This is a genomic window from Segetibacter sp. (genome assembly GCF_025963695.1).
Taxonomy (GTDB): domain Bacteria; phylum Bacteroidota; class Bacteroidia; order Chitinophagales; family Chitinophagaceae; genus Segetibacter.
In genome coordinates, this window is record NZ_JAOQAH010000056.1 from 1 (window position 1) to 17,130 (window position 17,130).

Below are 17,130 nucleotides of genomic sequence, written 5' to 3' on the forward strand. Positions count from 1 at the left end.
TTCCGACAATTTCCTGTCCAACTAAACCTTGCCGAATTTCAGATTGTTCGTTGTTTGTTTTGTTAAACCAAGTTTTAAAATGTTCTTTTTGACTTTCAAGCGTGTTCATAAAAAATTGCAGGCAACGCGTAAATTTATGCATATTCTCCGCAACTTTTAAATATTGCTTTTTTTGATTCTTAACTTGTTACAGTACGTAACTTTTAAATTGTCGTTGCGGCAAGCAATCCCCGCGCTCTGTTCACATCGGCACAACCGGCAGTTTAATAAACGTACCATACGTCCCCAAAAAAAAGCTTGCACAAATAATGTAAAAGTACAAGAGTGTGACACAACGATGTCGCCATAAAATACAACTGCTCGTTCAATAAAATTACTTCAACGCATTCTTAATCACGGGCGCTAATAGTTCCGACCACTTGGCGTATTGTTTACCGGAAGGGTGGAGGCCATCATTTGCAACAAGGGCGGGATCGGTGGTGGCTTGGCGGGAAGCGGGAGTAATATCTATGTATGCGACGTTACTTGCCAGTGCAATTTGTTTATTGATGGCATTAAACTGGTCGATCTGTTGGCTGACCCTTGCCTTGTCTAACTCGGGTACATAAGGGGTAGCGCTATAGTCGGGGATAGATAAAACGAATACTCTTGAAGGGCGGTTGGCAGCAAAGGCAATAGACGCATTGAGCAATGTAGTAAAACGGGTACGATAGCCGGCTGTATCCATGTGCTGGTACTGGTCGTTTACGCCGACCAGTAACGTTACAATATCAAAGTTTTTAGAAGGATTTTGCGTGTTAATCGCATCGATAAGGTTAGCAGTGGTCCAGCCCGTGGTAGCAATATATACGGGTGTTTGTACAGTAATATTGTGGCTGGCAAGCTGCCTGGCCGTTTGTGCAGAAAAACGCTCACTCTCCTGTACGCTTTGGCCAATGGTATACGAGTCGCCAAGGGCAAGATATTTTAATCGTGTAAGACCCGTTGAATCGTGGGGCGTAGTATTGGCGGGGGAGCGGTTTATCATATTTTCTTTTTCACACGCAAAGCAAGCAAAAATGGCCAAAAATAAAGAAATTGCTGTGGCCGTTTTGTGGAGGCGCTTTTGCATAATGGGCTAATTAAAAGAGTATATACGTGTAGTACTTGTTAAATGTTTTTATGTAATATAAAAAGTTCAAGCCTTACTTTTGTAACCGCTTAAAAAAAACTAAACAACAAAACCATGGCGGAAAAAATTAAAGTAGCCAACCCGGTCGTCGAACTGGATGGCGATGAAATGACACGGATCATCTGGAGGTTTATTAAAGATAAACTGATACTGCCTTACCTCGATCTGGATATTAAATATTATGACCTTGGTGTGGAGTATCGGGATGAGACGAACGACCAGGTAACTGTTGATGCTGCAAATGCCATTAAGCAATATGGTGTGGGCATTAAGTGCGCAACAATTACTCCCGACGAACAACGTGTGGAAGAGTTTGGTTTAAAACAAATGTGGAAATCCCCTAACGGAACTATCCGTAACATTCTTGACGGAACTGTGTTTCGCGAGCCAATTGTTATGAGCAATGTTCCCCGCCTGGTTCCTAACTGGACTGCACCAATTTGTATCGGTCGTCATGCTTTTGGTGACCAGTATCGGGCAACTGATTTTATTACAAAGGGCAAAGGAAAACTGACTATAAAGTTTGAAGGCGAAGATGGCACAAACCAGGAGTTTGAAGTATTTAACTTCAAAGGCGATGGTGTTGCTTTAGCAATGTATAACACCGACGAAAGTATCTATGGTTTCGCAAGGGCATGTTTCAACCAGTCGTTAATGAAGGGCTGGCCTTTGTACCTGTCAACAAAAAATACAATTCTTAAAAAATACGACGGACGCTTTAAAGACATTTTTGAAGAAGTGTATCAAAATGAATTTAAAGCTAAGTTCGATGCTGCCGGCCTAACTTACGAGCATCGCCTGATTGATGACATGGTGGCAAGTGCTTTAAAATGGAATGGCAATTTTGTATGGGCTTGTAAAAACTACGATGGTGATGTTCAAAGCGATACTGTTGCACAAGGTTTCGGTTCACTTGGTTTAATGACTTCAACTTTGGTTACGCCTGATGGTACTGTTATGGAAGCTGAAGCTGCCCATGGTACAGTTACCCGTCACTACCGCGAGCACCAAAAAGGCAAGCCTACATCTACCAACCCGATCGCATCTATTTTCGCATGGACACGTGGCCTCGAGTTCCGCGGAAAGCTCGATAACAACCAGGAGTTGATCAATTTCTGTCATACTCTTGAGCAGGTTTGTATTGAAACTGTTGAAAGTGGTAAAATGACAAAAGACCTTGCGATTACCGTAAAAGCAAAAGTTGAACACGGTACTGATTACCTTTATACTGAAGAGTTCCTTGATGCTTTAGATCAAAATCTAAAAGCAAAGTTGGGTCAGTAAATTTTTAATAGATTTTATAAGATGCCGGGCCAGGTTGTCCGGCATTTTTATTTGTGGTCGGTTCTGCACACTCAGTTTTTTCCCTATTTTTTTGGTAATGGTACCAGCTTTTGTACGTACAAGAATCATCGTTGCGTCGCAATCCTTTCAGCGGCATTGCTAATGGCAGCAAGAAAGCGCAGCGGTTTCAGAACGAAGCCCAGCGGCTTGAGCAATCATCTAAAATGTTAGCTTTTTTAAAAAACGAATAGCCTTTAAAACGAATGCTCATGTTATGTTTTTCTTTTTTTCTTGATAAAAAAAGAAACAAAAAAATCAAGACTCCATAGAAAAGGCTGAAAATTACCCGCTCAGGCTAAAATGAAATAAGTCACAACAGGAGAATAAAATTGAACTAAGTACGACTTACCGACTAAAAATATTTCCAAGCCTTCGTAACATCATTTCATTTCTTAACGCCCGCTCAGGTAATTTTCTTAACGCCTTTTCTATGAGGCCGTTTGCGGAAAAGGGCGCCGCACCTAAAGTTTCCTGCGATTAACAACAGTTCTTGCATAAGGGATATCAGCCGGTTTGGTGCCAAGCGAAGGCGAAGGCATTTGAAAACGTGCTTAGCAGTTTTCAAAAGAAGCGGGTGGAGTGCCATTGCAAGAACGAAGCCCAGCGGCTTGAGCTATCAATGATTGTATTAAAACTCCTTTCTAAAAGCTACAGGCCACCAAGTTTTCCTGCATTGCCGGCTTTTAGCAAAAACAAAAAGTGCCGGCAAAAAGTTCAAAGTGACCGACGATTAAAAACAAAACACCAGATGAAAGTCACCGCTTTACCTAATGGTCACTCAACTTACAATAAAAGCATTAACAAAGAAAGCCGGCAGCCTGCAACTTCCCTAATCCACTCCTCCCTTCCTCGTTGCTTTTGTTTGTACCGGCCATTTTGTTCTTTCACCAGTTCTTGAATTAATTGGTAGTTGAGCTCTTTCCCTTGAAGTGGTTTGTGGATCTTCACTAGCCATGTAAGCAAGGATAGCGGTAAGAATGACGTTGTTCTTTACATCATCCCAGATGATCTTATCATAAGTATCCCTGTTGGTGTGCCACGTATAATTGCCGTATGACCAGCTGAGTGAGCTTAAAGAAAAAGCAGGCGCACCGGCTGCAAGGAACGAAGCGAAATCAGAGCCACCACCACCGGGAACTCCTGGAAAAGTAGTTTGAATACGGGTTCTTACACTATCAGGAGCTGCGGCAAGCCACCGTTGTATAAACTCATACGAATTTAAAAATCCCTGACCCGACAAATTCACCACTCTTCCTGTTCCATTGTCCTGGTTAAATACGGCCTGTATATGTTGTACGATTTCAGGGTGATCTTCTACAAAAGCCCTCGATCCGTTCAGCCCTTGTTCTTCACTGCCCCAGTGGCCCACCATGATTGTTCTTTTTGGATTAGGATAAATCTTCTTTAAAATGCGTAAAGCCTCCATCATGGTCAGCGTTCCGGTGCCATTATCTGTTGCACCTGAAGCGCCGTCCCAGCTATCAAAGTGTGCAGAAAGCAAGACGTATTCATTTGGTTTTTCTGTACCCTTTATTTCTGCAATGGTATTAAATGTTGGCACCAAACCTAATTCTTTAGAATCAGCACGTACACTAATCTTTGGTTTTTTGCCACCTTCGGTGAGCCTGTATAAAAGGCCATAGTCTTCAAGGGAAATATCAACTGTAGGAATTTTTTTGGTTGTTGCACTAAACACTTTGTTCACGCCCCAACCTTGTGACCACAATGATTGAACAATGCCCACCGCTCCGGCAGCTTCTAATGCTTTGGCTAATGCTCCACGCCCTGAGCCTGCTTTTCGAAGCCTTGCAGCCCACGCCGCTGTTTGATCTGCCCTGTCTTTTTTTATTTTATCCACCGTTTCTTTCAAACCAAATTCCTGCAGGTTTTCATCTGGTCGTCCTGTAGGTTGAGCCATTGATACCAACACAAATTTTCCTTTCACATTTGGTAACCACTCCTTAAAAGCAACAGAGTCACGCAAGTTTGGTATGATGATCGTTTCAGCAGTAACGGCTTTGCCTCCTGTGTTAGGGCTCCACGCAAGTTGAGTACCTTCTAATGACCGCACTCTGGGATAAACAAGATCTATATGGGCTACGCCTCTTTCCCATCCCCGCCACTGTCCCCATTGTTCGTTACGGGCATCAATGCCCCAGGCTTTATAATGTTCTACAGCCCAGTCGTTCGCCCGCTTCATCTGCGGCGTACCTACCAGTCGTGGCCCTATCACGTCCAATAATTCATGCCCCAGTTTGGTTAATTCAGAGTTGTTCATAGCCTCTTTCATTATCTGTTGAACAATGACAGAGTCTTTGTTTTGAGCTATTAAATGATTGCAGCATACGAGGCTAAAAACCAATAGAAGTTTGGCGGTTCTCTTAATTAAGAACGTAATAGACAATGTAGATGTTTTCATTTTTCTAATGTAGGATAATTGGATTGATCGTAGCTGAAAAGTTGTTGCATTCAACCTAAAAGGGAGTGTATTTACAGTAGCTACGGCTACCTTAATGAATAGGGCGTTCTCCTCCTTTTAAGATAATTCCGGAATTAATATACGAAACAATAGCTTGCTGCGTTCTACATCGCATGGGTGCGCTGTTAGGGTAAAATAAACTTCTTAGCTTTTTTTTAGTTGCTTAAAAAAAGCTAACACTGGCTTTTAATTAACAGTGAAGTAAAAATTATAATCCTAATGCAAGCCGAGTAAGACAATTAATATTCTAGCTTTTAAAACTTACATCGTGAAAAAAATCTTATTGCTGTGTGCTATCATTTTTTTAGTAAATCAAGTTAATGCGCAACTGGAAGTAGTGAAAATTATTGGAAAAAATAGCAAGGAGTATAAACTCGGTTACGGAGGATTTTTAAAGTTCAGCTATCCGATTTCGGAGACTGCGGACCTTACCTTAGAAGGCGGTGCATTAATTTTTAGGTTTCAAGATGACCCTTCTGATGGTATGGTCCTTATTCCTGTAAAGGCTGGGTATAGATATGCGCTTAACGGAACCGGAACTGGTTTCTATATTGAGCCTCAGGCGGGCTACACTGTACATGGAGCTAATTCAAATGAAATTATTAAAGGATTTACCTGGGCGGCAGGTACAGGTTATCTTTTTCAGCCCTCTGGTTCTGTTCAGTTTGATTTAGGGCTTCGATATGAGTCAGTAATATACGGCGGTGGTTCTATCAACTATGTGGGTTTAAGGCTTTCACATAATTTCAGTTTTAAGAAAAGAGACTCCGGTTATTGATTTTACCGGGGCGATATAGTTCTTGCTATATTTTTGCTGTCTATTTAATTTTAACTACATAGACAAACTCCCCAGGTGAAGCAGGACGTTATAAACCTTTTTAATAATTATCCTCAGTACGCATTCTTAATTAGCATCGGTGTTAGTATTTTAATAGCTGTTTTAGGCGTAGTGCCAAGTGTTTTTCTTACTGCTGCCAATATTTTATTTTTTGGTTTTTGGAACGGAACGCTCATTTCATTTGCAGGAGAATCTATTGGTGCTGCCATTGCCTTTTGGTTGTACCGGGTAGGCTTTAAAAAGCGCGTACAAAACAAAGGAGAAAAGTTTTCTGCAGTTAAGAAGCTTTTGCATGCCGAAGGGCGGGAAGCATTTATTGCAATTATATCGCTTCGGCTTATCCCGTTTATTCCCTCCGGCATCATCACCTTTACATCGGCGATTGGTAAGGTTAGCATGATTACCTTCTTCATAGCCAGTTCTCTCGGCAAAATTCCGGCTTTGCTTATTGAGGCTTACGCAGCATACCAGGTGACAGCGTTTAAGTGGCAAGGCAAACTTATCCTACTGCTGGTGGGAGTTTACCTTCTGTATTTAGTTTTTAAAAAAAAGAAATGAAAATGGGCGGGGTGGAAATTTAATTCCATACATCTAGCGGCAGTAATATAAATTGCACCCGTTTTATTACACCTATCTAAATTCTAATTGAAAAACAAAAATTACAAATATGAAAAAAGGTATTTTAACTATATTAATTGGTTTTAGCGTCGTTAGTTCTTTTGCTCAGAACCCACACTTTGGCTTAAAAGCAGGAATAAATGCAGCCAACCTACGGCATGAAAACGCAGGTACGTCTGATTTTAAGATCGGTCTTCATTTAGGTGGCCTGGCTCACATTCATGTTACCAATAATTTTGCTATTCAACCAGAACTCCTCTATTCCCAGCAAGGCGGTAAAAACACTTTTGCTAATGTTGAAAGTAAAACCAAGCTTAATTATGTAAACATTCCAGTGCTTGCACAGTATATGTTTGGTAAAGGTTTTAGATTAGAGGGCGGTCCGCAATTGGGTTTCCTGGCTAGCGCGAAACAAAAAACAGGTAATGCTGAAACTGATATTGCAGGCAATTTCAAGTCTACAGATATTTCTTTTGTTGCTGGGGTAGGTCTTCTTGGCCCGGCTCAACTCGGTATTGATTTTCGCTGGGCTTTTGGTCTAAATAACATTAATAAAGTTCCTAACGGAATTTCTACCAGGAATAATGTTGCCCAGTTAGGAATATTTTACCAGTTCGATCATAAAGGGAAGAGATAACGTATATACTTATAAAAGGTGCGTAAAGGATGGTTGGTTAACGTAACCATAAGTTAGCCGTCCATCCTTTCTATTATTTCGCCAAGTTCTGTCGACAGTGTTGTTTCTCCTTTGCCTTCTTCATACCAGACCCAGTCTTCATTTACCAAACCTTCGGCAATGGTTACCGGTGTTTCAAGATGAACAATGAAATAGATATTACCTCCGTTGATGACAGGAGACACGCTCACCTGTTTACCCTTATATTCAATTAAAAAATCTTCTTCCTCTGGCATTGCGGTAAATATAGAGCATTAAAAATAGCGAAATCGTCAAAAACGTTAAACGGTTTTGAAACTGAATTTTTATTAGATCTGTAGAAAATAGTAATTTGAATGCGAAGAATAAAAAAACATAATGAAAATTAAAACTGTACAATTTAAAAGCCCGCTTTATTGCCTGCTAATACTAACGTTTGTAGCACTGGTTTCGCCTTCTACTACCAAAGCAGGTTATATTCCTTATGATACGGCAATGTCGTCTTCACTTGAGGGGAGATGGGATATAACGATTAATGTTGCAGGACGGGAGGTGCCTTCGTGGCTTGAAGTACGTCATTCAGGATTGCGTACACTTGTGGGTGATTTTGTTGGATCAGGAGGAAGTGCAAGACCTATCTCAAAGGTTAATTTTGAAGGTGGAAAAATGAGCTTCACTATTCCGCCTCAATGGGAAACAGGAAACGATGTTGCAGTTGAGGGTACACTACAAGCAAACTCCCTTACCGGAACCATACTACTGCCCGACGGCAAAACTTATAACTGGAAAGGCGTTCGTGCACCCTCACTAAGACGCACCAGCCAACCGGTGTGGGGAAAACCAATTAAACTTTTTAATGGTACAGATTTGAAGGGCTGGCATCCGGCAGGCGCTGTTAATCAGTGGAAGGTAGTTAATGGAGTGATGGTTAGTCCAAAATCTGGTTCTAATCTTGTAACCGATAATAGCTTTACTGACTTTAAACTCCATATTGAATTTAGATATGACAAGGGTAGTAATAGCGGGGTTTACCTGAGAGGACGGTATGAATTACAGATTGCTGACAGTAAAGGATTAGATCCTGTAAAAGATCAGCTGGGTGGTCTTTATGGCTTCATAGCACCGAGCGAAATGGTAGCAAGACAAGCGGGTGAGTGGCAATCGTATGACATTACATTAGTTGGAAGAATGCTTACAGTAACGGCAAACGGAAAGATGATTATTTGTAACCAGGAAATTCCAGGTATTACAGGTGGAGCTATTGACAGTAAAGAAGGTGAGCCCGGTCCATTGCTTTTGCAGGGCGATCATGGACCTATTGAGTTTCGAAATATTGTAATTACGCCTGCAACTAATAAATAACATGAGTGAGTGTTGAAAGCTGCACAAGCTGTAGCCAGACTGCTTTCAACACTCACTTTCGAATTATTTAAAGCCTCAATTGTTTCGACTGCTTATTCTCCCCATGCAGTAATAACCACACTTCTAGGTCCTCCACGGTCACGATGTTCGCATAGATAAATGCCTTGCCATGTACCAAGGGCCAGGCGACCATTACTAACAGGGATCAGGACAGAACTTCCAAGTAAAGCTGCTTTTAAATGGGCAGGCATGTCGTCCGATCCTTCATAATCGTGCATGTACCCAGGGTCATTTTCGGGGACTGTCTTATTAAAATACATTTCAAAATCTTTTCTTACGGTAGGGTCAGCATTTTCATTAATGGTTAATGATGCAGAAGTGTGTTGTATAAAAACCTGGCAGACACCAGTCTTTAATTCTGCAATGTTTGGGAGACCTTTTATAATTTCTGTTGTTACCAGGTGAAATCCTCTTTTTCTTTCTGATAGCCTGATGGTTTGCTGATAAATCTTCATACGGTTAAGCTTATTCTCTCTATTGCAGTAATTGAGCCTGCAATACTAAAGCCATAGAAGTTCTGAAACATGATTAGGTCAAAACCATTTAAATTTCACCCACTTGTCTAACTACGTAAGCCAATGTAAGAACGCTTAAAGGCAGGCTTTTAGAGAAATATCGATCGTAAGCAGTTCGGGAAAGGCCCCGATCAAGGGAAGGATACCTTTTGTTTCGTTAGTAGTTTTTTTAGTACTTTCAGCAACCGTATTAGAAATTTTAAAAATAGAACTTATGAAAAAAACGATTGCTCTAAGCGCCATAGTGCTTTGTCTCGCCTCCTTTGCCCCCGCATTAAAATATTACCAGGATGAAAAATGGATAAGCCTTTTTGATGGGAAGTCTTTAGACGGATGGAAAGTAGGTGCGAGTGCCGAAACATTTAAAGTTGAGGATGGAACAATTGTAGTTAATGGAAATGTGGCGCACCTGTTTTACGATGGGCCTGTAATGAACCACGATTTTAAAAATTTTGAATTTAAGGCCAAGGTGATGACCTTCCCGGGCGCTAATTCCGGCATTTACTTTCATACAGGTTACCAGGAAAAAGGATGGCCCTCGAAAGGTTATGAAGTACAGGTAAACAATTCTCATACAGACTGGAGAAGAACCGGCAGCCTGTACAGTGTTGATGATGTTAAGGAAGTTTATGTTAAGGACAATGAGTGGTATACCGAAAGTATAACTGTGCAGGGTAAAAGAATAGTCATTAAGATAAATGACCGGACGGTCGTAGACTTCACCGAACCTGATAATGTAAATAAGCCTGGTGGCAGAATGATTGCAAACGGCACTTTTGCTTTGCAGGGCCACGACCCTAAAAGCAAAGTTCTATTTAAAGATATTATGGTAAGAGCTCTGCCATAGTTTAGTGCAGTCGTAAATGCTCAATTAAAGAAGCCGCATTTCTGTTAGGTTTTTAAATACTTACGGAAATGCGGTTTTATGTTAGTTGAAATTTGAATGGAATATCACCCGTTTTCCTTAACACTGTAAGGGCCACATTAATAATTAACAGGCAAGTGCTGAGGGGTTGATTAGAGTTGTGAAGAATCAAGGGTGTGACACAACGGGCGATGCTATGAAAGTCTAAAGCCGGTCAACAAAAATTGCTTCACCTAAATGCTGCATTCGTGGTAATACGATGCGTAAGGTTTAACCACTTCTACAGTTACTGACAGGGTTGCCAGCTTACTTGCTAGTGAATCTGAAAAACCGAGGGTAGTTTGACGCGTTGGATAATAGATAACTGTAGAAATACTTTTAAAAATTATTGCGTGATAATGTACCGCTTCTAAAGGCTTAAATGCATAAATTACAAACAATTTTAAAGATTAAAATCAAACTATTTATGTTGAAATCTTCGGTTTTTGCCCTAAGTATTGTTATAGGTATTTTTTCGGGATGTGCTTCTTCCAGGCAAGCATCTACAAGCCAGCAAAGTAACCGCGAGCCAAACAAACTAACAAGCAAAGAAAAAAGAGATGGTTGGGTATTGTTATTTGACGGGCAAACAACCAGTGGGTGGCACGGGTACAATAAGAACGCAGTACCTGCAATTTGGAAAGTTGTAGACGGATCGATCATGTTGGATTCAAAAGCAAGAACAAGGGGTGCGGGTGGAGATATTGTAACTGACCAGGAATTTGAAAATTTTGAGTTTTCAACGGAGTGGAGAATTACTGAAGGGGGAAACAGTGGTATTATTTTCAATGTAAAAGAGGATACTAAGTTCGCAAACACTTACAATACAGGTTTGGAAATGCAGGTACTCGACAACATTAAAGCCGCGGATAATAAAAAGCCCAACCATTTGGCCGGCTTGCTGTACGATTTAAAAGGTACTGCTGATCTTTCGAAACCAAAACCGGTAGGAGAGTGGAACCAGGCAAGAATTCATCAAAAGAATGGTCACCTTACTCTTTATTTTAATGGAATTAAAACCCTTGACATCCAAATTGGCAGCGATGAGTGGAAGAGTCTTGTTGAAAACAGTAAGTTTAAAGGTTGGGCAAACTTTGCTGCCACCCCAAAAGGAAAGATCGCTTTCCAGGATCATGGTCATGAGGTGGCGTTTCGAAATGTGATGATAAGAAATTTGTAGAGTAATAAACTACAGGCTTTTTAAGTATTTCAAGCCTCGGATAAAAGGTTGGAAAAGATGGTGAATGGACGGCTAAGATGCTTGTAGAAACAAATAGATAGTGGTTGAATAAAGTTTAAAAGTACAAGGGAGTGACACAACGATGGTGAACAGTGTTTAGTTGCTCACTTGCCAAATGCCTTTAGTTTTTCTGAAAATTTACCCGTAAAAAAGATATAATGAGAATTGGTGGTTTAGCCTTGGTTGCTTTTTTCGTTTTAGCCAGCATGTATGGTAAAAGAAAAATTGTTGATGACAGAGTTATTGCCCAGGGCAAAATGCCCAACCTGGCAAAAGATAAAGACAACAACATTCACCTGGTCTATGGAACAGGTGATAGCATTATGTATGTTTTTTCGAAGAATGGAAAAAGTTTTAGCGCGCCTTCGTTAGTTGCTGTTTTGCCAAACCTGTTTGCTTCAGCAATGCGTGGTCCTCAAATCGCTGCATCTGATAATAGTATCACAGTAACCGCCTGTACCAGTAACGGAAATATTTTTTCTTATAATAAACCCGCTACGGGCAAATGGTCAAAAGCAACCAAATTAAATGAGGTAGATGAAGTGGCTAAGGAAGCTTTGATGAGTGTTGGTGCAGATGGAAAAAGCGCTTATGCAGTATGGCTGAGTGTTAATGGTTTAAAAGGGCAAAGTGTGTACGGCGCAAGGTCGAATGACGGCGGTAAAACATGGAGCAAAAATATGGTCGTTTATGCGTCTCCTGATAGCACTGTTTGTGAATGCTGCAAACCCTCGGTTGTAGTTAAAGACAATTCGGTTTATGTTATGTTTCGTAATTGGCTAAACGGGAGCAGGGATTTATATGTCATCGAATCAAAGAATGGAGGAAAGTCTTTTGAGCAGGCTCAGAAATTAGGTGAGGGAAGCTGGAAACTGAAAGGCTGCCCAATGGATGGAGGTGGACTAGCGATAGGCAAAAATGGAACTGCTGAAACGGTTTGGCGCAGGGAAGGGAAAATTTTTGCTTCAACGGTAGGGCTGCCGGAAAAGGAAATTGGGGAAGGCCGTGGTTGTACTATAGAGACAGTAAATGGTAAAAAAGTATATGCATGGGGGCAAAGTGGAGATGTGATTGTAATGAAGCCTGGAGGGACCAAAATCAATCTTGGCAAAGGAAGTTCACCATTAGTGAAAGCATTGGATGTTGAACATGTAATGTGTGTATGGGAAAATGAGCGCCAGATACATGCAGCGATTGTTGAATTATAAGCTGACAACTAAGAGCGTTATGAACAGCGGCGACCAGCAAAACCTACAGGTGCCGGGTTGAACCTGGAAAGTAGTAAATGTTACAACTGAATACATCAAACATACAAGATGCAATTGTTGCTGGCAAAGCAACCACTTAATTAAGGAGCCATTAGTAGATCTGCACTTTTTTTTTTGAACTGTAACAATAACGAGCGCACTACTTTTAGTATTTGTAATTTTGAGTTGATGAAGAGACTTTGCACTATATTTCTATTAACAGTTTTTGTTTTACAAACATTTAGCAGGATGGTTGTTGAAGCTGACTATTTTGTAAATAGAAGTTATATAGCTAAATATCTTTGTATCAATAATAAAAAACCACAACTGCAATGTGGTGGTAAATGCTATCTTTCAAAAAAGCTGAAACAGCAGGATAAACAAGATCAGCAAACATCCAACGATAAAAAGCCAAAGTTCGAAACGTCGTTATATATTGTTTCAACCAGTACTGAAATACTTTCGGACCGTGAATTTGAAAAGAAAGAATATTTTTCAGCACCTACTGGCGTCTCCTCTAATTACCATCATTCCGTCTTTCGTCCACCCGTAATCAGAAAAGCTTAAAACAAAATTTTCATAAACGTCTTCGTATTTATTGAAGATGATTTTCCATGTTTTAAACTTTGGATTATGAGTAAGCCATTGTGCTTAACACTGCTTTTCTGTATGGTGCTAAATGGCATCTATTGCCAGTTAACCATAAAGGGAAAAGTAATCGATGCAACAACCAACCAACCCATTGCAGGAGTAACGGTTTTGTCGCTCAGCAGCCGATCGAATACAATCACTGACAATAACGGGAGTTTTGCCCTTAATGCCGGCTCTAAACAAGATAGTATCCGTTTGAGTTCTATCGGTTATAATTCCAGGCAGCTTGCTGCGTCTGGCTCCGGGCTATTTATTTCATTAACTCCATCATTTGCTAACCTTAGTGAGATAGTTGTATCTGGTAGCCGGGAAGCGCAAAAACGCACCGAGTTACCGGTAGCCGTAAATGTCATTTCCAAAACCACCATTAATGAAACGAAGGCTACCCGGCTGGATATGCTGATTAATAAAGTACCCGGTGCTTATATGGTTGACTTAGGAAACGAACAACACGAGATGTCTGTTCGCCAACCTATGGGAACTAAAAACCTTTTTCTCTACCTGGAGGATGGCATACCAATAAGAACTACCGGAGATTTTAACCACAATGCGCTCATTGAAATCAACCAGGCGTCAATGGAAAGAATTGAGGTAATCAAAGGTCCTGCATCCTCACTTTACGGAAGTGAAGCGGTAGGGGGGGCCATTAATTTTATTACCCAGTCGCCTTCGCCATTTCTTTCTGGAAAGATACAAGCCGAGGCAGGAAGCAGGGGGTATAAACGCACCGATTTTGGGATCAGTAACACCTTTAAAAAGGTTGGTTTTTTTGTTGGTGGTTATTATGCAAATCAAAACCAACCCGATGATCAACACAACGATTTTAAAAAAACAGCTTTGACAGTAAGAGCGGATTATGCTTTTAATGACAAATTAAAATTTTCTACAGTCGCAGATTATATAAAGTACAAAACCGATCAGAAAGGAGGCTTAGATGGCAGCCACTTTTACAATAAAGACTACATAAGCTTTTACAGGTTTACTTACCGCAAAGTAGATGCATTCAGGCTAAGAAGCACCTTGTATAAAGACTGGAGCGATAATAACAAGTCAACATTTACTTTATATTACCGCAATTCAACAATTGGCCAAAATCCTTTCTATTCAATCAGCAACATTTCTACCAACCCGCTAAAAGCAAAGGGGCAAATTAACGAGGATGGTTTTAAGAGTTATGGAACGGTATTGCAACATACCATAAAACTGCCATCCATTAATGCTAAATTGATATCCGGTGCAAGCGTTGATTTTAGTCCCGCTACTTATATTGCGCAGTTCATTGAGGTTGACCGGGACGCGAACAAGGTGTACTATAATTATACTGCAAAAGATAGCTCCCTCACAAACTATAATGTAGATCTTTTGAATACAGCCGTTTTTTCTCAGTTCGAATACAAGCCGACAGACAGACTAAAATTGGTTGTGGCCGCGCGATACGATCGATTAGATTATACGTTTGACAACCATTTATTGCCGGGAGCTTTTACAGGTGCTCCCGATGCTACGGATCATTTCGACCACTTTACACCTAAAGTTGGTGTTACGTATAATCTCGCTAAAAACAAAGGAGCGTACATTAATTACAGCGTGGGTTTTGCACCACCTAATATAACTGACCTATACCGGGGTGTACAAGTGCCGGTATTGAAAGCCTCTTCGTACAATAACTACGAAGCAGGTGGATGGGTTTCATTTGCAGCTAATAAAGGCTATGCTGAAGTGTCGCTGTACAAATTAGATGGAGAGAATGAAATCGTAAGTGTAAGAGGTGCGGATGGTTCTTATCAAAACCAGAATGCCGGCAAAACCAGTCATAAGGGAATTGAAGCCAATATTAAATATGCTCCTTTTGAAGACATCAGCATTCGCCTTGCAGGCTCTTATGCCCGGCACAAATATGTTGATTACATTGAGCAAGGCAAAGACTATTCAGGTCACCAGATGGCACAAGCGCCACCTTTTATTTACAATGGTGAGTTGACCTACAAGCCGAAATATTTTAAGGGATTTAGAATAGCGCTGGAGTTGCAGGGAATGAATACATATTTTACTGATCCACAAAATACTGCTACCTACAAAGGCTTCAATACATTCAACGCCCGGGTAGGATATACCCTGAAAGGTTTTGAAATGTGGGCAAACTGCATAAACGTTACCGACAAAATTTTTGCGACTGTAGTAGAAAAAAATGCTTTTGGCACTTCTTACCGCCCGGGCCAGTTAAGAACCTTAAATGTAGGTTTGGCTTACAACTTTAGAAATCAGTAATGGACAACCAAACATGAAACATGCATCGCTTTTAATAGCAGCACTAAGCCCTTTTTTAATTTGTTGCAGGCAGCAAGAGAAAAAAGAGTCTATCACAGCATCACAAGAAACGATTGTTGATACAACAACAGGCGCTTGCCCCTATTTGACCAAAGACAGTAAAAATAATATTGTTTTAAGCTGGATTAAGAAAGTGGATAGTTCAAAGTTAATTTTCTGTTATGCCGTCTCAAGGGATGAAGGCAAGAGCTTCGGTAAAGCGGTTGAGGTGGCCGGTAGTACAAATGTTCATCCTCACGGGGAAAATATGCCTAAAATAATCTTTAAACCTTCTGGTGAAATCATCGCTGCCTGGGGTGCAGCTAATCCCAATCCCGCAAATGCTTATTCGGGTCTGGTCTTTTATAGCCAGTCATTTAATGAGGGAAAAACCTGGAGCAAGCCCGTAAGTTTAACGCAAGACACAGCAAGTTTGGACCAGCGTTATTTTGATGTTGCCCTATTACCAAATGGAGAAGCGGGGATTGTTTGGTTGGATAACAGAAAGAAATGGAATAAAGAAGGTTCGGGTTTATACTATGCTGTAACTAATGGCGGGAGTGGTTTTAAGAATGAGAGATTAATTAGCGGACCATGCTGCCAGTGTTGTCGTACAGATTTGTTTATCGACAAATTTAAAAACATTCACGTTCTATATAGAGCAATCCTAAACGATAGCATTAGAGATATGGTTCACATCGTCTCCAATAACGAGGGTAAGTCTTTCACGCACCCAAAAAGAATAAGTCAGGATAATTGGGTAATTAGCGGATGTCCTCACACAGGCCCGGCAATGGCAGAGAACAAAGAAGGCATACATTTTACCTGGTTTACAGGCGGCAGGGGTTCGGGCATTTATTACAATAATTCTATAGACAACGGTAAAGCTTTCTCCCGCAGAGATAGCGTAAGTGGACAAGCAGCAAAGCATTGCCAGATAACTTCACTTCCCGATGATAATATTTTAATTGTGTGGAATGAAAGTTTCCCCAACGGTAATAAGTTTAGCAGCCGCATTGGTATTGAGGAGCGAACTGCATCGGGAAATAGAACGGCTACCAAATACATTACCTCAGAAAAAAGTAATTCTAGTTTCCCTGTTATCTACCCAATCAATGCTAATAAGGTGTTAGTGGCCTATACTGAAAGTATTAATAACAAGGATTATGTTTTATTCAAACAAGTTCTTCTGAACCAGTGATTGTAAATTGATTTTGGCGGTAGAAAAATTTCACGCACCCAAGTCCTTAATTCCCATTAGCAACGTGTAAGTGGAGGCAGATACGGTTGTTCTGATCCTTTTCGTTGCTTCATAGCAGCGGGCGTTGGGCAAAAAGGCGTATCATAAAGCGAATCCGGAATGCTTGCTTCATCCTTACTACCTCGCAAGCCTTGAAGACAAATCACGACAAGAAAATTTTTTCACACCAGTGGTAATTGGCTTGTAAATAAGGATCGCACCGGCTGATGTTTCGTATGCAACAACTGTTGTTGGTTCCTGTAAACATTACGTGCGTGCCCCTTTTTTCCGCAAACGACCTCATAGAAAAGGTGTGAAGAAAAATTAGGTAAACGGATAAGGTCATTGGTTTCGTGGTAAGCCTAAAAAACAATGTTTATTAGGTAGTTGCCCTGTCTTTGTTTAACAAAATGGCACAAAAGAGTTTTCGCGAAATTCGAAAGTGTCAGGGAATTATTTAAAACGAAAAACTTGCCTGACCCGTCCCTGGAAATCTTAT

Annotated in this window: 15 protein-coding genes; 11 read left to right on the top strand and 4 right to left on the bottom strand. The window is 40.7% G+C overall.

What is annotated here, in order from left to right; translation table 11 throughout:
• Positions 1-373: 373 nt before the first annotated feature.
• On the bottom strand, positions 374-1,027 hold the full coding sequence (locus tag JWR87_RS09675) for an SGNH/GDSL hydrolase family protein (RefSeq protein ID WP_297818943.1): 654 nt from the start codon (positions 1,025-1,027) through the stop codon (positions 374-376).
• A 198-nt stretch (positions 1,028-1,225) separates the two neighbouring features.
• Between JWR87_RS09675 and JWR87_RS09680 the strand changes: the two genes are divergently transcribed.
• On the top strand, positions 1,226-2,455 hold the full coding sequence (locus JWR87_RS09680; RefSeq protein ID WP_297818946.1) for an NADP-dependent isocitrate dehydrogenase: 1,230 nt from the start codon (positions 1,226-1,228) through the stop codon (positions 2,453-2,455).
• Between the two features lie 889 nt (positions 2,456-3,344).
• On the opposite strand, the gene JWR87_RS09685 is transcribed toward JWR87_RS09680, so the two are convergent.
• Positions 3,345-4,934: a M20/M25/M40 family metallo-hydrolase gene (locus JWR87_RS09685; RefSeq protein WP_297818949.1), complete on the bottom strand. Its 1,590-nt coding sequence runs from the start codon at positions 4,932-4,934 to the stop codon at positions 3,345-3,347.
• Positions 4,935-5,262: 328 nt separating this feature from the next.
• Here JWR87_RS09685 and JWR87_RS09690 point away from each other — a divergent pair, with 328 nt between their 5' ends.
• The 3 genes from JWR87_RS09690 (at position 5,263) to JWR87_RS09700 (ending at position 7,087) form a co-directional block, all read left to right on the top strand.
• On the top strand, positions 5,263-5,772 hold the full coding sequence (locus tag JWR87_RS09690) for an autotransporter outer membrane beta-barrel domain-containing protein (protein ID WP_297818952.1): 510 nt from the start codon (positions 5,263-5,265) through the stop codon (positions 5,770-5,772).
• A gap of 75 nt (positions 5,773-5,847) precedes the next feature.
• Positions 5,848-6,390, top strand: coding sequence for a VTT domain-containing protein (locus tag JWR87_RS09695; RefSeq protein ID WP_297818955.1), 543 nt, complete (start codon positions 5,848-5,850; stop codon positions 6,388-6,390).
• Positions 6,391-6,499: 109 nt separating this feature from the next.
• The gene (locus JWR87_RS09700; protein ID WP_297818958.1) at positions 6,500-7,087 is read left to right on the top strand and encodes a porin family protein; all 588 of its coding nucleotides are present in this window, start codon (positions 6,500-6,502) and stop codon (positions 7,085-7,087) included.
• A gap of 53 nt (positions 7,088-7,140) precedes the next feature.
• On the opposite strand, the gene JWR87_RS09705 is transcribed toward JWR87_RS09700, so the two are convergent.
• Positions 7,141-7,362 carry a hypothetical protein gene (locus JWR87_RS09705; protein ID WP_297818961.1) on the bottom strand — a complete coding sequence of 74 codons (222 nt, stop codon included), beginning with the start codon at positions 7,360-7,362 and terminating at the stop codon, positions 7,141-7,143.
• 121 nt (positions 7,363-7,483) lie between these two features.
• On the opposite strand from JWR87_RS09705, the gene JWR87_RS09710 reads away from it, so the two are divergent.
• Positions 7,484-8,467, top strand: a complete 984-nt coding sequence (locus JWR87_RS09710; RefSeq protein ID WP_297818963.1) for a DUF1080 domain-containing protein — start codon at positions 7,484-7,486, stop codon at positions 8,465-8,467.
• A 92-nt stretch (positions 8,468-8,559) separates the two neighbouring features.
• On the opposite strand, the gene JWR87_RS09715 is transcribed toward JWR87_RS09710, so the two are convergent.
• Entirely contained in the window at positions 8,560-8,976 is a 417-nt protein-coding gene (locus JWR87_RS09715; protein WP_366090441.1) for a secondary thiamine-phosphate synthase enzyme YjbQ, read from the bottom strand.
• Between the two features lie 280 nt (positions 8,977-9,256).
• Here JWR87_RS09715 and JWR87_RS09720 point away from each other — a divergent pair, with 280 nt between their 5' ends.
• The 6 genes from JWR87_RS09720 to JWR87_RS09745 all read left to right on the top strand — a co-directional run bounded on the left by JWR87_RS09720 (position 9,257) and on the right by JWR87_RS09745 (position 16,592).
• Positions 9,257-9,889 carry a DUF1080 domain-containing protein gene (locus tag JWR87_RS09720; protein WP_297818969.1) on the top strand — a complete coding sequence of 211 codons (633 nt, stop codon included), beginning with the start codon at positions 9,257-9,259 and terminating at the stop codon, positions 9,887-9,889.
• A 484-nt stretch (positions 9,890-10,373) separates the two neighbouring features.
• Positions 10,374-11,126, top strand: coding sequence for a DUF1080 domain-containing protein (locus JWR87_RS09725; RefSeq protein WP_297818972.1), 753 nt, complete (start codon positions 10,374-10,376; stop codon positions 11,124-11,126).
• A 218-nt stretch (positions 11,127-11,344) separates the two neighbouring features.
• On the top strand, positions 11,345-12,394 hold the full coding sequence (locus tag JWR87_RS09730; RefSeq protein WP_297818975.1) for a sialidase family protein: 1,050 nt from the start codon (positions 11,345-11,347) through the stop codon (positions 12,392-12,394).
• Positions 12,395-12,622: 228 nt separating this feature from the next.
• Positions 12,623-13,000 (top strand): hypothetical protein, encoded by a 378-nt coding sequence (locus JWR87_RS09735; RefSeq protein ID WP_297818977.1) that lies wholly within the window; start codon positions 12,623-12,625, stop codon positions 12,998-13,000.
• 66 nt (positions 13,001-13,066) lie between these two features.
• Entirely contained in the window at positions 13,067-15,352 is a 2,286-nt protein-coding gene (locus JWR87_RS09740) for a TonB-dependent receptor (RefSeq protein ID WP_297818980.1), read from the top strand.
• 13 nt (positions 15,353-15,365) lie between these two features.
• Complete coding sequence (locus tag JWR87_RS09745; RefSeq protein WP_297818983.1) at positions 15,366-16,592, top strand: sialidase family protein; 1,227 nt, start codon at positions 15,366-15,368, stop codon at positions 16,590-16,592.
• Positions 16,593-17,130 lie beyond the last annotated feature (538 nt).

What these genes read in the sequence shown, in the direction of transcription:
- JWR87_RS09725 (WP_297818972.1), top strand. Translation starts at nt 10,374, where the DNA reads ATGTTGAAATCTTCGGTTTTTGCCCTAAGTATTGTTATAGGTATTTTT.
- JWR87_RS09680 (WP_297818946.1), top strand. Translation starts at nt 1,226, where the DNA reads ATGGCGGAAAAAATTAAAGTAGCCAACCCGGTCGTCGAACTGGATGGC.
- JWR87_RS09700 (WP_297818958.1), top strand. Translation starts at nt 6,500, where the DNA reads ATGAAAAAAGGTATTTTAACTATATTAATTGGTTTTAGCGTCGTTAGT.
- JWR87_RS09675 (WP_297818943.1), bottom strand. Translation starts at nt 1,027, where the DNA reads ATGATAAACCGCTCCCCCGCCAATACTACGCCCCACGATTCAACGGGT.
- JWR87_RS09745 (WP_297818983.1), top strand. Translation starts at nt 15,366, where the DNA reads ATGAAACATGCATCGCTTTTAATAGCAGCACTAAGCCCTTTTTTAATT.
- JWR87_RS09730 (WP_297818975.1), top strand. Translation starts at nt 11,345, where the DNA reads ATGAGAATTGGTGGTTTAGCCTTGGTTGCTTTTTTCGTTTTAGCCAGC.
- JWR87_RS09705 (WP_297818961.1), bottom strand. Translation starts at nt 7,362, where the DNA reads ATGCCAGAGGAAGAAGATTTTTTAATTGAATATAAGGGTAAACAGGTG.
- JWR87_RS09710 (WP_297818963.1), top strand. Translation starts at nt 7,484, where the DNA reads ATGAAAATTAAAACTGTACAATTTAAAAGCCCGCTTTATTGCCTGCTA.
- JWR87_RS09735 (WP_297818977.1), top strand. Translation starts at nt 12,623, where the DNA reads ATGAAGAGACTTTGCACTATATTTCTATTAACAGTTTTTGTTTTACAA.
- JWR87_RS09720 (WP_297818969.1), top strand. Translation starts at nt 9,257, where the DNA reads ATGAAAAAAACGATTGCTCTAAGCGCCATAGTGCTTTGTCTCGCCTCC.
- JWR87_RS09685 (WP_297818949.1), bottom strand. Translation starts at nt 4,934, where the DNA reads ATGAAAACATCTACATTGTCTATTACGTTCTTAATTAAGAGAACCGCC.
- JWR87_RS09740 (WP_297818980.1), top strand. Translation starts at nt 13,067, where the DNA reads ATGAGTAAGCCATTGTGCTTAACACTGCTTTTCTGTATGGTGCTAAAT.